The organism is Paraglaciecola sp. 20A4, assembly GCF_011378905.1.
GTDB lineage: Bacteria > Pseudomonadota > Gammaproteobacteria > Enterobacterales > Alteromonadaceae > Paraglaciecola.
The window spans coordinates 1-15,921 of sequence record NZ_WTPY01000009.1 but is presented as its reverse complement, the minus strand read 5'-3'; the positions used below and the strand labels follow the sequence as shown (position 1 = coordinate 15,921).

Below are 15,921 nucleotides of genomic sequence, written 5' to 3'. Positions count from 1 at the left end.
GATGTCTGGGAACGTGCTAAATGCGATGACGGTAGATGTGGAAGATTTTTTTCATGTCTCTGCTTTTGAATCAATTATTTCTCCAGAGCAGTGGAAAGATTATCAGCCTAGAGTCGATGCCAATACCCGTAAGTTGCTTGATTTATTTGCCAAACACGATGTTAAGTCAACATTTTTTGTATTAGGTTGGGTAGCGGAACGTTACCCAGAATTAATCAAAGACATCCATGCTCAGGGCCATGAGATTGCAAGTCATGGTTATGCCCATCGGCGAGCTACAGAACAAACTCGGGAACAATTTACTGCAGACGTTACACGTTCGAAAAATCATTTAGAAGACTTACTCGGTGAGTCTTTAACAGGTTATCGTGCGCCTAGCTTTTCTATAGGATACAACAATGAGTGGGCATTTGAGGTGCTTGCGGAGCTTGGATTTCAATATAGCTCAAGTACTTATCCCGTTAAGCATGATCTGTATGGAACGCCAGACTGGCCTCGTTTTGCGTACAAGCGTAAAGAAGGTATTATTGAAATTCCTATTCCTACATTAAAAGTAATGGGCAAGCAAACACCTATCGGTGGGGGAGGCTACTTCCGCTTATACCCCTATACCTTGACGAAAACGTTGATCAGCAAATATTTAAAAAGAGAAAAACAACCTTACTCATTCTACTTCCATCCATGGGAGATTGACGCCGACCAACCGCGGATGTCAAATGCCCCTCTGAAGTCTAGATTTCGACATTACGTCAACCTAAATAAAACCGAAGGCAAGCTTGAGCGTTTACTAAGTGATTTTTCATGGGGAACTATGAAAGATGTTTACAATATTTCGCCTAAATAACGGGAGTATTGGATAATAAATGAGTCTTTTCAATGAATGATGTTCAAGACAGTGATTTTAAAACACGGCATTCAACAAATGGCATCGTGTCTTTATTTGCCATCATAGTTTTATGGGTTGTTTTATTTTGGCAAGGTATCACCACTGCTATTGATATATGGATCATTACAGACACGTTTAACCATTGCCTTTTTGTTATTCCTGCCAGCGTATATTTTATATATTTGAAGCGAGACCAGCTCGCATTATCAGCCGTTGAGCCTAACTATTGGGTATTAATACTCTGTATAGCTAGTTGTGGGCTTTATGCCTTAGGTTTGTCAGGTGGTGTACAATTATTTATGCACGTTGCCACTTTTACATTCTTACCCTTTAGCGTGTGGTTTTTGTTGGGCAATGAACAAGCAAAAAAGATTTTATTCCCTTTGTTTTTTATTCTCTTTTGCATACCCATCGGCGAAGAGCTTATTCCTGTTTTACAAGAAGTAACAGCCGATCTCTCAGTTATGATGTTGCAGTGGGTAAATGTTCCTATTTATAGGAGCGGTTTGTATATTGAAATTCCTGAAGGACGTTTTCTTGTAGCTGAAGCATGTTCAGGGATCAGCTTCTTTATAGCGTCAATTGTTATCGGCTCCTTGTATGCATATATGAATATGCAATCTAGTATTCGTAGATCTATTTTTGTCTTAATTTCGATTATTTTCCCTATTATTGCTAATGCGATACGTGTTTTTGGTATTATCTTGACCGGCCATTTAACCAATATGGAACATGCAGTTGGTGCAGATCATCTAATATATGGTTGGGTTTTCTTTAGTTTGGTTATTGTCTGCCTGATTGGGTTGGGTGAGTTAATTCGCGAGAAATCATCGGAACTCGTTTCTGAACCACTGTATGTTCCGGTAAATAAAACGTCGGGACGTGACTATATCAAAGCTTGTGTTGCTATATCGGCTATAGCGTTAGCGGCACTTAGTTGGTATCAAATTATTCTCGGGCAATTATCCGCCGAATCTACACCACAGAAACTACATAAGCTCGTTATACCTAGCTATAGTGCGTCAACGTCTTGGCAGCCAGAGTTCGTTGATTATTTTGATAAACAGCAAACAAGTTTTGATTTCGAAGGGAACCAGATCGATCTTTATACAGTTTGGTACCCAAAAGGACACGGAGAGCTGGTTAGTTACGCTAATCGTATGTATCTCGAAGAATCTTGGACGTTAGAATCAACATATTCTGCACGTGGGCCTAATGATTTGACGTTTGAAGTGAGTCAAATTGTAAATTCCCGTAATGTTCGTTTACTTGGGTATTGGTATGTTATTGACGGAACTGTTTTTACCAACAAAAACGTCGCAAAGCTCTACGAAATTTATCAAATTATGTTGGGGCAGCATACTGGAAGTGGTTTGGTCATGCTCTCGATAGAGAGCGAGTACAGCTCATTAGAAAAAGACAAAGAACTGTTCCATCGGATGTTAATTGACACCTTTTCGTCAATTAATCAGATGTTTCCCAAGTAAAAAGAATATACCTCGTAGACCATTACGTTCGCATTACGTTCGTAGTGGTCTAAAGCTGGCGATTTGGCCTAGGGGAGGTAAACAGCCATTTTATTTTAGCGGTGCCAGCAAAGCAAGTTCATCGGCGGTGAGTATACTTGAAACGTCTTTTACCCTTTTATTATCAATTAACAGAGCGGTAGCACCATCGCGTTTTCGAATGGGCTTGTTCGTGATGTTATCTACTATCACTGCGTTGATGGTGTCGGTAAAACGGTATTCTATTGCGTTGGGGTAGTTATGGCTTAGAAAAATTCTGTTATCTAATATTTGCGTGTCTGGTGATTGCTCTAACAATATCCCGACGTCTGCGCTTGGATCCGCATTGTCTTGATGCACGATTAAATTATTGATAATTGCACCACCAGAAGCTGGCTTCCCTTTTAAACCAAAGCCAATACCCCGGTCACAGTCGATAATAGTGTTATTTTCTACGGTATTGTTGCTTGCACCGTTCCAAAAGTGCACCGCAAACTGCGCTGGGCGGTTATCAGGGCTAGCAATATCTCTGAATACATTATTTGAAATCATCCATCCACGAGACCCGTGAGCGTCAATTCCGCCTATATAATAGTTCGGTCCTATGCCTTGGGTATATCTGAATTCACAATTCTCGATGATACCGTAATCACTAGCGTGTTCAGATTTTTGACTTGAGGAGACTTTTACCAGCTGTTGAAAACTGTCTTGTAGTATACAATTTTTTAGCGTTGGGAAATCAGCATTATATTCGCCCGCTATTTGAATTAAGTGATTTCCGGCGTCCGAGAGAGTCACCCCATCGAGCGTGAAATTTTTGGCCGTTACCCTAATCACATTTTCTACCTGCGATCGAGAACGCATCCCTAAACCAACAATCCGAACACTCTTTGGGTTAGCTGAGTCACCAATAAGGCTAATATGAGGGGCTGAAATAATCAGCGTTTTCGTCAATTGATAGATACCGGGCGCCAGTTTTATATCCGCTTCGCCGTTTTTATTTGCAGCTTTTAAAGCTTTGTACAACATAGGAACATCTGAAACGTTAATTTCTCTGCGGTTTTCAGTGTTATCTGCATATGCCAAAAATGGCAACGCCACTAAGGTAAAAATCAAAAAAAGTTGACGGACGCTAACGAGCTTTTTGAATAAATGGTTTAACAACCTAGGTTTTCCATTGAGTGATGTTGATGAATCAGTGCTTACCAGCTGAGTTTGCGTTTGTCTGATTGTTAATTGGAATGCGTTACTCGTATTACTAAGCCAGTTATAGTTCATTCCTAACCCTCAACGTGTTTTTTGGTGTGCTCACTGTTTAAGTGAAGTTTACGTAAGTAATAAACATTGTATGCACAAGCAACAAATAAAATGCACCAAACAAAAATTTCTGCACGCATCCTGTTGAGAAAACTCATAGTAATAACGAAGGTTATAAGCATGGACTCAATACAAATCACTTTGAAATAATCGTCTAAAAGCTCTGGTGCGGTAAGTAGTTTTTTGCATTTTTTTGTCATTAGGAAGCTTGAGATAACGATCATTATTAAGGCCAATAACCCCAAATACCCTGCTTCTGAAAGCGCTTCAAACCATGATGAGTGAACGGCTCGATTGCGACTGCGGCCAGTATTGATATAACGCGGAATATATAAAGGAGCATTCATCTCAAATCCACCACGACCTAAACCGAGAGGATGATCTTTGGCCATATCCATTGCCGCGACCCAAAAAATCATACGTGTTGCACCGGTTTCGCGAGTTTCATCTACTTCAGATTCTTCAGAGATAGAATATATTCGTTCAATGGTACTTGTGTCGGCAACATAAATTAGGCTAGCTAACCCTGCTAATGTGATGAAAACGACAGTGAGTTTTTGATTTTTACGTTGTACTGGAGCAAAAAACAATCGCCACATAAAATAAGCGCCTCCTGCTGCGAGTCCGAGCATAGCGCCGCGGCTATTAATCAATGCGAGGGCATTAACGATAAAAGCGCCCGCAATAATAAATGGTAGCTTATGTTTGATTAGGTTATTGCGCCAAAAATAAAATAGACAAGCCACAGCCGCAGGCGCTAATGCTGCTGCAACACCATTCGCATCCGGCGAATCAACCATACCAATACCTTCAACTCGGTCACCGGAATTTCTGCCTACCTGAAATATGTAGTAGCCTAGGTAAGCTGCACCGGCAGCGTAGCCATATAACATATAGTCCAAGGCCTTTGGACTATTACACAACTTAAAAGCAATGCTCATAATTATGGCCGATTTAACTAACGGAATTAAAGCGTCAATATGATAACTTGGAAAAGAAGACCAAATATAGACGGCGCTATAAATAGCAACAAAAACGTACAACCAGCGAAATGAGGGAAGCTGAGCTAATTTGTTTTTCTGCCCTTCTGGCCAGTTAATGAGCAAAATAACAGCCATAAAAGCTACCGAAAAAAATGAATAGCCTAAATCCGGTACAAGCGAACCCCACCATCGATTTTGGGGGTTGAAGAAATAAATCATTTGATACAATACAAAAGCAAATATTGGAGCATGGCGAAACGACAGTGCGAAACTACTGATAAAACTGCCTAGAAAGAGTAAAACGCTTAACATTTAATACCTAACTTATGATACAAAAGACTAAAATAAACGACAAAAACCATTTTGACATCAAATGAATTCTAAATGAAAGTCTTGATAAAAAAGATTAACAAGGTTCCTGTATGGATGTATGTGATTGTACTCATATCGAGGTTTAGTTACGCAGAAAATTTTGATGCGCCACCTTTATTTGATAAGACTGCAAAATCGGTTGAGTATATTGGTGGTTTCAGGCTACCACTTTCAACAAAGGGGATATCACGAATATCGTTTTCCCAAGGGGTAATTGCATTGCGCCCGTCTACGAATTCTTTCTTTATGATTGGACATGCTCATCATCAAGCGGTTGCTGAATTTGAAATACCGCAAATCAGTACATCGAAAAAAATTAGTGAATGGCATGTTGCTAAATTTAAACAGGCTTTTAGCAGCATTTTCTCACGCGCTAAATCAGGTAATCCGCAGAAAGTTAATCGTGTTACCGGTATGGCTGAAATTGAAAATCAGCTAGTTGTTAATGGCATGGAGTATTATGACGCTGATGTAAATGTCCGAGATACAACCTTGGTCATTAGGGATCCTGACAATTTAGCTGAAAGCGACATAGATGGTTTCTACCAACTACACGGCGCAGCTCACGCTGCTGGTTGGATTAGTAAAATTCCTCAAGCATGGCAGGGGCCTCTTAATTCTAAATACCTCGTTGGCAATGCGAGCAACTTAGCAATCAATTCACGACTAAGTATAGGGCCAAGTGCGTTCACCGTAGATTTCGATAAAGCCTTAAATAATGAAGAGAAGTCAAAACTCATTGCTACAACGGACTTAATGGATTTTAGTATTAAACATCCAATAGTACCTGATCAATACAATCAGTCTCGTAGGAATGACCTATGGACAGAACTATCTTCTGCGTCTTATGGGTTTATTATACCAGGCACTTCAAGTTACTTTGTCCTTGGTAAGTCCGGCGGTCATAACTCGGGCATAGGCTACAAAATCACTCAGGATAATGGTAGGAAATGCGGAGGTCCTTGCTCACTTGAAGCACTTGATAGCTATAATTATTATTGGTTATTCGATGTGTCTGAATTTCTAGCCGTCAAATTAGGCAAGAAAGAACCCTACCAAATTAAACCCTATCAATATGGTTTTTTTGATACATCGAACTCAAACCCTTATATTAGTGGCTCTGATTATGACGCAGAGAACAATTTACTTTATGTAGTCTTCGCCAAAGAAGATAAAACGAGAAGTAAGTTTGATGCCGCTCCGATAATTAGGGTATATAAAATCAATATTAACAAAAATAATTAGTCTGACCGGCCAACTTTTTACGTCTTTGTGAGCCAAATCGATCCATGCATTCACCTGATCTTGGGGTAATATAAATTTTTTGGATTTGCGTTCGCTTATGAGACAATATTCAAAAGGATAATTCGGTTCCAATGACAAATAATTTCAGCAGCTAAAGATTAGTTTTTTGATAACTAAGCCGCTATTTAAGTCCGTATGTTGTAACTCATTAACATGAAATTAGACCCATAAATATGAATATTGTTGTATTGTCTCACCGAGTTCCATACCCACCAAATAAAGGGGAGAAGATTCGGACGTTTAACCAGGTGAAATTTCTTGCGTCTCAGGGCCATGAAATTCATTTATTTTCTCCTTATGATAACGAAGAAGAGTTAGGGTATTTTTCCTCGCTAGGTCAGCAAGGTATTTGTCAATCAATCTCATCTTTCTCCTTAAGCGCTAAACCAATTAGACTGCTACGGGGTTTGCTTACGGGAAAATCACTTAGTGTAGCTAATTTTTACAGCAAAAATTTGCAAACCGATTTCGATCAATTTATATCGACCCATAAGGTCGATGCCATTATTTGTACTGCATCTTCTATGGCAGAATATATTTTTAAAAGTAGTGTTTTAAAATTGGCAACTAAACATCCATTGTTAATTATGGATTTTATGGATGTAGATTCCGATAAGTGGGCGCAATATCAAAATAGTAGTCGCTTCCCTATGAGTTGGGTTTATCATCGCGAGCATAGGTTGGTTTCTCAATTTGAATTCAAAATAGCCAGCGAATTTGAAGTGTGCTATTTGATAGCGCAAGCAGAGGTTGAGCTATTCAAACGTCAGGTTGCTGATTTGGACAATATGCAAGTGCTCGGCAATGGCATGGATACTAAAGCATTCTTTCCCCCGAAAGTTCACGTAGCTAATGCAGCTCCTGTTCTATTGTTTACGGGGGTGATGGATTATAAACCTAATGTGGATGCTGTTGTATGGTTTGTAAACCATTGCTGGCAGAGTGTTATTGATAAGTATCCAAGTGCGAGATTTATTATCGCCGGTATGAGCCCCAACAACGAAGTATTAGCTCTTAAAGGTAAGCTAGGCATCGAAGTTACGGGTTTTGTGGACGATATTTTACCTTTCTATCATGCTGCTGATATTTTCATAGCCCCATTCCGTCTTGCTCGGGGAGTTCAAAATAAAGTGTTGCAAGCGTTCTCGTGTGCCCTGCCTGTAGTATCTACTCCGATGGGAGCTGAGGGCATTAATTGCACTCCAGGAAAAGATGTATTAATTGCCTCTGACGCGTCTGATTTCGTTGAAAAAATAATATTCTTATCCGAAAACCAAGATCTGGCTGCAGATATTGGTAAAAGAGCATTACGTTTGATAGAACAACAGTACTCGTGGGAGGGGCAGTTAAGTCCTATTGTCGACCTTTTAGCATCGCCGGTAATAAATAAATGAAACGTAATATTAAACGCATGCTCTATATTGTTAGCGCACTGCTTATTTCTCCCTTCACACTAATCTGTCTAATGATCAGTATAGTTTTAAATAAGGACGCGGTGTTTTCTAGCTTTAGTCAGTTACTGAGCTTATTACCAGGTAAGGTTGGGGTTTATTTACGTGCTGGTTTTTATCGGTTCACGTTGACATCGTGTAGTCCTGATGTGGTGATTTCGTTTCTGGTATTACTTTCTCAACGAGATACTGATATCGACAAAGGTGTTTATATAGGTCCGCAATGTAATATCGGGAAATGTCATATAGGAAAACATACTCTAATCGGAAGTGGTGTCCATGTAATGAGCGGTAAAGGGCAGCATAACTTCGACGATTTGAACATACCTATTAAAGAACAATCAGGAAGCTTTGAAAAAATTAACATTGGCGAAGACTGTTGGATTGGAAACGGTGCTATGATCATGGCGAATATCGGGGCTAATAGCGTAGTGGGAGCTGGCTCAGTCGTAATTTCTGAGATTCCACCTTTTTCTATTGTGGCGGGAAATCCTGCTCGAGTGATTAAAAGCAGATGTTAATGAATGTATTTCGAGAGAATCCACTATAAATCATATGGAATAACACTAGTGTTACAGGCAACTATGCTCAACGCATAAAACTACCGATAACTCGAGAAAGCGATATATTCGTCTTATTTAAAGAAAAACTAACCATCAGAGAAATACCATCCTCAGTCATTTCAAAGAGTACAATACTGCACTGAAGATGACTTATCATTAATATTAGGACTTATCGATAATGAATGTAAAATTAAGGATTAACTTGCTGATGAACCGTATTATTGAGTTCATTAAGTACGATTATAATCATCTCAAGTATCCTTTGGTCGTCGCTTGCCATGGTGCGATTATCATGTTGCAAAAACTAGATAAACACAGTTTAGCATTTAAAGTCGCGAGCAATATTTATCGGAGTGGGTGGGCAGGTAGCGATAAACTGGGACTAAAAGTCGCTCAATATTATTTTAAGCTAAATCCTCATCTTGGACAGGAAATTAGTCGTAAATTCATTAATGAATTACCTCCCTTGAATAACACCAAAAAATTCTTTAAACACCCAGAGATTATGCTTGATGGTATTATTACCGTACTGAAAAACCCTAATGGTGATGAAAAAGGTGCGCTAATAATTAACTACAGTTATTATTTCCCATTGTTTTTACGTTTTTTTGATGTCGAAAAAGTTGCCCAGTCATTCAATATTATTTTAGAGCCAAGTTGGGCAGGGTTTTGTGAAGAAAATATTCTTGCTTACACATTGGTGAATGCTCCGATATTTCTTCAGGTCTATGAGCAACGAGACAAAAAATTTATAGCAAGCCTAGATAGTAATCTTATTCCAATTGAAGTCGGACCGAGCTGGTTTATCAATCATAATAATTTTGTGCCGCCAATGACCGATAATCGGGACATTGATATATTGATGGTTGCCGCATGGGCTAAGTTTAAAAGACACAATGCATTTTTTAAAGCTGTAAAATCACTCATTGAGAGTGATCCCAGTATAAAAATCACATTGGTTGGTTATCCTGTTGATATGACTAAAAAACAAATACTCGATCTTGCAATGTTAAATGGTATTGAGAAAAATATTGATATTTATGAATCCATTACCCCTCAAGAAGTATCTGAGTTACAGAAACGGGCTAAAGTAAACGTATTGTGGTCCAAATTTGAAGGAAACAATCGAGCCATTATTGAAGGAATGTTTTGTGGCACACCAGTGATAATGCGCAAAGGGCATAATTACGGTGAACAATACGACTTTATTAATCCAATGACAGGTTTCTTTGCAGATGAAATAAATTTTAAAGAGAAATATGAAAAAATCATATCAAATAGAGAAAAGATGGATCCTAATTTATATGTGATGCAAAACCGGAATTGCAAAGTTGGTACAAAAATGATGGGAGATGTGATTAAAAAATATGAAATATCTCAAAATCGTCCCTGGAGAACTGATCTAGGTATCAAAGTAAATGACTTACATGGAATGGCATATTTAGAAAATAATTCGTCTGATTATGACTGTAGCTACTCAGAGCTGAAAAAATGCGTTCTTAATGTCCAAATAAATGATTGAGTTAAGTGGTTTTACGTCATATTGGTTAGCTATCAACATGATATCTTTTTACCGATTGGTTTTGAATAAAGACTCAAACAATAAGGCTGTTTATCCAAGATGTCATTAACAGGCAAAACAGTATCAAGTATTATATATACAGGGTCTACTAAGTTGGTGGAAAGAGGCCTAGGCATGATCAGTATGCTTATTCTTGCCCGTATCCTGACGCCCGAAGACTTTGGTTTAGTAGCAATATGTTCACTAGCTGTATTTTTATTCAATTCATTAAGTAATGTTGGCGCAAAGCAATATATTGTGCGATCCGAAAAAGTTGATGATGATGTAATAAATACTGCATGGACACTCAATATATTTATAAAGGGCACTATTTGGCTCATATTTTTTATTTTTACGCCATACATTGCTGATGTTATGGGTAAGGCCGAAATAGAAACTCCGTTGCGCGTTCTTTCAATCATTCTTATCGTGGGTTGTTTTGGAAATCCGGGGGTTTGGATTATGGCCCGTAATTTAAATTACAAACCCTTATTTAAAATTGATGTTTTTTCTAAAATATTATCGTTTATCGTAGTATTGCTGATTGCCTATTTTGAGAGAACATATTGGGCAATGATAGTTGGTTTAGTTTTACAGTATTTATTACCGAGTATAATCTCGCATTTTATTTGCAGTCACAAACCAAAGTTTAAGTTGACCAACGTCCGTCATCAGATGAAGTTTTCTCAATGGGTTGTAGCTAATGGCATCATCGGCTATGCAAGAGGTGAAGGGGATTCGATCTTGGTCGCAAAATATTTTAATTTGGAGATGATAGGGGTGTATTCACTATTCAAAAGTCTGGCTAGCATGCCTTTGACTCAACTTATTGCACCTGCTACTGACCCTATATTAGCAACTTTTTCATCCGCCTTACGAGATGATGATTTTCATCCTTATCAATTAAATACCGTTTTGTTCATACTGCTTTCATTGGTCGTACCATTAACGATTTTAATGACGTATTTTGATCAGGATATTGTACTTTTATTGCTAGGAGAGAAGTGGATTGCTCATGCATATATATTGCCAATTCTCGCATTAATAATGATTCCTGGGGTTATATTTAAGGTGCTTTCAGAATATGTATTGGCAGAAGGTGGATATAAACCCATTGTGTATTATCAAGTGTGTATGACGGTCATTACGTTAGGTATTTTATATATGGTTATTGGTAGTGACTTGGAAAGTTTTTCCAAGTATAGGGTCTTAATTTCGTTTGTTAGTTTGTTTATATTTTGTACTTACTTTCAAATGAAATATAAGCTTTTTAGACCTTCTGATCTGATTTTGTTTTCGTTACCTGTTTTGGCTTCAGTCATCTCTATTTTAGGGATCAATAATATAGATTTTACAACATTACACTGGTTTGCGAGATTGGTTATGGGTTGCTCAATTTTCGCTGTTATTTACTCATTTTTCCTGCTGTTATTCGTTTATCTAAATAGACAACGTTATGAGTGCACTTTATTTTTGTCTTATTTAGGTAACATAGTTAAGCTTGTAAGGCGCTAAATATTAGCTTCTATAAATAATAACAATTTTATTCAGGCGAAAAATGGATATCGAACGAGAAAATAACAAGGAGTTTAAAGGAAGCATAGCTATTGGTCCTTTAGTTGGTCTTCCATCAAGCGATTGGGTCGGAGAAGACATTGCTAATTACCTGCTAAAAAAAGGTGTCAGAGTTCAGAAGTTTGGGAGTTTTGACACGCATATTGAAGCTGACTTTATTATTGTCGTGAAATTGATGCCAGAAGTGGAATGGCTGATAAAACAATCAGAAAGGGGAAAAAAAGTACTTTATGCTCCTGTAGATATTTTTCACTCTTCTTATGTATATTGGCTGTATAAGGCACGGTTACGGTTATTCTCAGGGTATCTTCTTCATAATGACAGGTTAGGAAAACTAATTTCCAAGGCTTCAAATGGTCCACAGTTCTTTATTGAACATTACCTAAAGTATCAAGTTGAGCAAAACGGGGAATTAGACAAACGGCAAGAAATCTTATGGGTTGGTCACTTGGAATATATTCCTAGCTTAGTAAAATATATTAGTGATAATAATCCTGAGTTTAAAATTAGAGTACTTTCTGATTTAGAAAAATTGCCTTACTACGAAAACTACCTTGAAAAAAATATTTGCGAAATGGGTTATAAATATTCTATCGAAAAAGTATCTTATGACACCGTGCGCATATCAAACGTTTTGGTAGAGCAATGGTCAGAGGCGAAACAAGATAAATTAATGAGGCACTGTGTGGCCGCTTTTGATACCAAAATGGATTCTTTTGGTCATAATCTTAAGCCTCCTACTAAAGCTCAAATGTTTATTTACAATAAAATTCCTTTTGCATGTTCTGAATATTCATTTTCATTTAAATATTTTAAAGAACGTGGGCTTAGAGTTGCTAAATTAAATGAGATTAATTATTTAATGTCGGATGAATATCGAGACAGAGTTGTAGAATTCAGTGATACGCAGCTATGGAGAGTAAAGATTGAACGTGTTGCATCTAGTTATTTATTTGCTTGTGAAAAATCTATATTACCGACTAGTTGTTCGAGCACTTATTTATATCTAGTGGGTTCTGTCAATTTTATCGTTTATTTATATTTACGAGTAAGCGATAAGTTAAAACAGTATTTAATTTTAAAAATATAAAGGTCAACTAATGATTGCGTTTATTGTTGCATTTCGACACCCAAATTCTACAAAAAATTATAACCATGTTGTTCAACTACTTAAAGCGACAATAGAGTCTTTACTTAACCAGATTAACGATGATTTTAAAGTTTACATTGGTTGCAATGAAATACCTGAAATTGATGTTGTTGATTCTAAAGTACGATTTTGCCCCATTGATTGTCCGCTCCCCAACAATAGGAAAGAGGTTTTGCTGGATAAAGGGGTAAAGCGAGCATTTGCAATACAGACTGCAAATACAGAAATCGCCCCAGAATTCTTCTTTCTTTTAGATGCAGATGATCTTGTACGTAATGATTGTGTGGAGTACTTGGACAATCTACCACAGATACCTTCTCATGGAGGATACTGGCTTGAAAGAGGCTATCTATTAGATATGTTTAATCGAAAAGCTCAGGAGAAGTATGGCTTTAATCGTTACTGTGGAAGTAGTTTAATTTTGTCGGCTAAGGTGTTGTCAAAAGCGCTATTTTTAGACAGAGAATATAAGCAACCGATGGTTGCGCATGAAGAATTTATGAACGCTTGCGATCCTTATGTCCTAGAACAAGTGTTAGGCGATCATATAGCTGTTCGAGGTTACATGATTACATTAGGCTATCCGTTAAAGAAGATAGTACGGCCATTGGTTTGCTGGAAGATAAATACTGGTGAGAATGAATCTAGGACTAAGATACCTTTTGGTAGTAAAAATATGGACCGTAAATTTTTAGGGGCATTTTCTATTCCTATAGAGTATGAGAGGAATACTCATATTTCGGAGGCTATTATCGAAAGATACCGCTTTGTTAGCTCTTGGATTGCGAGTAAGTGGGCATCCTATAAATAAAAATATTAAATAATTTGATACCTATTGGCTTTATGAAAACTAAAATATAAAAAATCTTTATATTGGTAGCCTTGCAAATACTCTACAGAATTTCCTTTGGAAATTAATAAGCATGCTTAATCGATCTAGCCATTCGACTTGCTTAATGTATTTTCCTGACAGAGCAATATCGCAAGGTATTAGTACGCCTAATAATAAGGGGCATAAATGTTAACTAATATGAAAATAAAATTTGAATGGTATAGTAATAGATTCCTTTCGGAAATCTATATTAGAAAGGTTATATTTTTTTCAAGCTATAAAGTTGAAGCTAAATTACATCAACTTCCTAAAGACCTAATTATATCATTAACATCTTACAAACCAAGATTTGCAACTCTTTTTCCTACAATACTATCTCTAATTCAACAAAAAGTTGTCCCGAATTTAATAATACTATGGGTTGCCGATGAAGATTTTAACTATATACCTGAAGAGATCTTAAACCTTCGGGGTATAGTTAACGAGCAGGGTACTGTATTCGATATAATTAAAACTCAAGATACAGGCCCATATAAAAAAATAATTCCTTGTATAAAAAAATATCCAAATAATTTCATAGTCACTGCCGACGATGACATCTATTATCCTCCTTGGTGGCTGAAGTATTTAGTAAATGAATATAATGGTATCGATAGTGAAATTATCAGTTATTTAACACATGAAATTACGTTTAATAAGTTTTCTAATAGTATCAATCCGTATAACGACTGGGTTAGAAATAAGCAACAAAATGTAGACGGTCTGTTAGGGTTTGCCGTTGGAGCTGGCGGAGTATTTTACCCCCCATACAGCCTAGACGATTTAGTGAGTTGTCATGATATTTTTCTTAAAGAGTGCGCCATGGCGGATGATATTTGGTTATTTTGGATGGCGAGAAAGAAAGGAAGTACGACCCGAAAGACTAAAAAATATTTTAAACCAATATGTTGGCCTAGTTCACAAAAAGTTAGTCTATTAACCAGTAATGTACAAAATAATGCTAATGATCAGAAAATTAGGAATATGCTCAGTAAATTTGGATGGCCAATTAGTACAACTAAATAGAACTATTATATTTTTTAATATAGAGTACATAATTTTATTTAACTCAAAATTTAAAATAAATTAGTTCATTTTCGGCATCCTTTCAGTATTTCTGAAGTGAATGGAAATTGATAATCTTTACTAACCAATAATATCAGTTATTTAATATAGACTGATAGAATAAATGAGAAGCAGACGGTAAAAAATTTTAATGTTAAAAAAAGAACAAGTAATTATACACATAGGATTACACAAGACCGGAACTACGACAATACAGCAGTTTATGTCAGACAATAGAGCGAAACTGATTGACGTCGACTATGTTTGTCATATTGGTAACGGGGATTATAGGGAAGATGGAAACTCATATTTTTTATTAAAACAAGAAAATTGGTATGATGAAAACAGAAGTTATAAGTTAGATATTGCTCTACTAATCGCCAATATAAAAAATAGTAAAAAAAACAGGGTCATGCTTTCAACAGAAGGTTTATCTTGGTGCTCTGATAAAGAGCAGTTACAAACATTAAAAAATGAGTTGTTATTAGTCTCGGATAATATTTTGATACTCGTATATGTTAGAAGTCCAGTTTCTTTAGCCGTTAGTAACTTTTCAGAAGGTTTAAAATATCCCAATTCGGTTTCGATTTTGACAGATTATGATCATGCATGCTTATCCGTTGAAAGTTTGAAGAGTGAAATTTCTTATGAACATTATACATTCAAAAACATACTAAACTGGCAGGAGGTATTCTCACATAGCCTTCTCGTGAGAGAGTTTAATGTGAATAGTTTTTATAAAAATAATTTATTAGCGGACATTTTAAATATTTTAGATTTGAATGGTGACTCGCAGTTGCTAAAAAGCGCATTGCTGTACCAAAGACAGAATGAATCTTTTAATATGCTACAAGTATATTACTTAGTTGCGGTTCACCGTTTATCTAATAAACTTCCTGACACCCACAGAGTGAAAAGCCTTTTATTTGAATTGATAAAGCACAAATTGCATTGGTTAAAGTCTGATAAAAAATTTCATTTCGATAAGATTAATGCTGAGCTTTTCACCGCTAAAATCAAAGATGACGTTCTAATAGCTAATGATAAATTAGGGATTGATAATATTAATTTAAGTTATAAAGTTATTGAAAAATCGCCTCTATCAGTACAGGATTATTTCAAATTGAGTGGTATTTTTCTAATACACCTTTCTCTTTTGGGTATATATATTATCACTAAAATTTACAAAAAATTACGCCTTAGATGAAATATAAGGTCATGCCTTAATGTTAGTGGTCTCTCATACGTTGGACATTAAGAAATAATCGGTGTCAGGCCGGGCGCTAAACGCCCGCTCTCCCTATCTCGATCGGGATG

13 protein-coding genes are annotated in these 15,921 nt (G+C 36.7%); 11 read left to right on the top strand and 2 right to left on the bottom strand.

The annotated features are described in order from the left end of the window. Position 1 precedes the first annotated feature (1 nt). Together GQS54_RS10965 and xrtA are read left to right on the top strand one after the other, a co-directional pair. Complete coding sequence (locus GQS54_RS10965; protein WP_166424032.1) at positions 2-844, top strand: XrtA system polysaccharide deacetylase; 843 nt, start codon at positions 2-4, stop codon at positions 842-844. A 32-nt stretch (positions 845-876) separates the two neighbouring features. Further along, positions 877-2,373 carry an exosortase A gene (xrtA, locus tag GQS54_RS10960; RefSeq protein WP_166424031.1) on the top strand — a complete coding sequence of 499 codons (1,497 nt, stop codon included), beginning with the start codon at positions 877-879 and terminating at the stop codon, positions 2,371-2,373. Between the two features lie 90 nt (positions 2,374-2,463). Here xrtA and GQS54_RS10955 read toward each other — a convergent pair whose 3' ends face one another. Together GQS54_RS10955 and GQS54_RS10950 are read right to left on the bottom strand one after the other, a co-directional pair. After that, a complete protein-coding gene (locus GQS54_RS10955; protein WP_166424030.1) occupies positions 2,464-3,669 on the bottom strand; it encodes a right-handed parallel beta-helix repeat-containing protein in 1,206 nt (401 codons plus the stop codon). Positions 3,670-3,671: 2 nt separating this feature from the next. Next, positions 3,672-5,003 (bottom strand): O-antigen ligase family protein, encoded by a 1,332-nt coding sequence (locus GQS54_RS10950; protein ID WP_166424029.1) that lies wholly within the window; start codon positions 5,001-5,003, stop codon positions 3,672-3,674. Positions 5,004-5,075: 72 nt separating this feature from the next. On the opposite strand from GQS54_RS10950, the gene GQS54_RS10945 reads away from it, so the two are divergent. From GQS54_RS10945 to GQS54_RS10905, 9 genes are all read left to right on the top strand, one after another. Further along, entirely contained in the window at positions 5,076-6,308 is a 1,233-nt protein-coding gene (locus tag GQS54_RS10945; protein ID WP_166424028.1) for a hypothetical protein, read from the top strand. Between the two features lie 233 nt (positions 6,309-6,541). Beyond that, positions 6,542-7,762: a TIGR03087 family PEP-CTERM/XrtA system glycosyltransferase gene (locus tag GQS54_RS10940; RefSeq protein ID WP_166424027.1), complete on the top strand. Its 1,221-nt coding sequence runs from the start codon at positions 6,542-6,544 to the stop codon at positions 7,760-7,762. Next, positions 7,759-8,340 carry an acyltransferase gene (locus tag GQS54_RS10935; protein ID WP_166424026.1) on the top strand — a complete coding sequence of 194 codons (582 nt, stop codon included), beginning with the start codon at positions 7,759-7,761 and terminating at the stop codon, positions 8,338-8,340. Before GQS54_RS10940 ends, GQS54_RS10935 begins: the two co-directional genes overlap by 4 nt. Positions 8,341-8,590: 250 nt before the next feature. After that, complete coding sequence (locus GQS54_RS10930; RefSeq protein ID WP_240919905.1) at positions 8,591-9,904, top strand: glycosyltransferase; 1,314 nt, start codon at positions 8,591-8,593, stop codon at positions 9,902-9,904. Between the two features lie 99 nt (positions 9,905-10,003). Beyond that, positions 10,004-11,458: an oligosaccharide flippase family protein gene (locus GQS54_RS10925; protein ID WP_166424024.1), complete on the top strand. Its 1,455-nt coding sequence runs from the start codon at positions 10,004-10,006 to the stop codon at positions 11,456-11,458. 43 nt (positions 11,459-11,501) lie between these two features. Then, positions 11,502-12,608, top strand: a complete 1,107-nt coding sequence (locus GQS54_RS10920; RefSeq protein ID WP_166424023.1) for a hypothetical protein — start codon at positions 11,502-11,504, stop codon at positions 12,606-12,608. Positions 12,609-12,618: 10 nt separating this feature from the next. Next, positions 12,619-13,479 carry a glycosyltransferase family A protein gene (locus GQS54_RS10915; protein ID WP_166424022.1) on the top strand — a complete coding sequence of 287 codons (861 nt, stop codon included), beginning with the start codon at positions 12,619-12,621 and terminating at the stop codon, positions 13,477-13,479. A 207-nt stretch (positions 13,480-13,686) separates the two neighbouring features. Further along, entirely contained in the window at positions 13,687-14,565 is an 879-nt protein-coding gene (locus tag GQS54_RS10910) for a hypothetical protein (RefSeq protein ID WP_166424021.1), read from the top strand. Positions 14,566-14,755: 190 nt separating this feature from the next. Further along, complete coding sequence (locus tag GQS54_RS10905) at positions 14,756-15,811, top strand: hypothetical protein (RefSeq protein WP_166424020.1); 1,056 nt, start codon at positions 14,756-14,758, stop codon at positions 15,809-15,811. Positions 15,812-15,921 lie beyond the last annotated feature (110 nt).

Excerpts from the sequence above, each read along its gene's own strand:
- GQS54_RS10965 (WP_166424032.1), top strand. The coding sequence starts at position 2 with ATGTCTGGGAACGTGCTAAATGCGATGACGGTAGATGTGGAAGATTTT.
- xrtA (WP_166424031.1), top strand. The coding sequence starts at position 877 with ATGAATGATGTTCAAGACAGTGATTTTAAAACACGGCATTCAACAAAT.
- GQS54_RS10955 (WP_166424030.1), bottom strand. The coding sequence starts at position 3,669 with ATGAACTATAACTGGCTTAGTAATACGAGTAACGCATTCCAATTAACA.
- GQS54_RS10950 (WP_166424029.1), bottom strand. The coding sequence starts at position 5,003 with ATGTTAAGCGTTTTACTCTTTCTAGGCAGTTTTATCAGTAGTTTCGCA.
- GQS54_RS10945 (WP_166424028.1), top strand. The coding sequence starts at position 5,076 with ATGAAAGTCTTGATAAAAAAGATTAACAAGGTTCCTGTATGGATGTAT.
- GQS54_RS10940 (WP_166424027.1), top strand. The coding sequence starts at position 6,542 with ATGAATATTGTTGTATTGTCTCACCGAGTTCCATACCCACCAAATAAA.
- GQS54_RS10935 (WP_166424026.1), top strand. The coding sequence starts at position 7,759 with ATGAAACGTAATATTAAACGCATGCTCTATATTGTTAGCGCACTGCTT.
- GQS54_RS10930 (WP_240919905.1), top strand. The coding sequence starts at position 8,591 with ATGAACCGTATTATTGAGTTCATTAAGTACGATTATAATCATCTCAAG.
- GQS54_RS10925 (WP_166424024.1), top strand. The coding sequence starts at position 10,004 with ATGTCATTAACAGGCAAAACAGTATCAAGTATTATATATACAGGGTCT.
- GQS54_RS10920 (WP_166424023.1), top strand. The coding sequence starts at position 11,502 with ATGGATATCGAACGAGAAAATAACAAGGAGTTTAAAGGAAGCATAGCT.
- GQS54_RS10915 (WP_166424022.1), top strand. The coding sequence starts at position 12,619 with ATGATTGCGTTTATTGTTGCATTTCGACACCCAAATTCTACAAAAAAT.
- GQS54_RS10910 (WP_166424021.1), top strand. The coding sequence starts at position 13,687 with ATGTTAACTAATATGAAAATAAAATTTGAATGGTATAGTAATAGATTC.
- GQS54_RS10905 (WP_166424020.1), top strand. The coding sequence starts at position 14,756 with ATGTTAAAAAAAGAACAAGTAATTATACACATAGGATTACACAAGACC.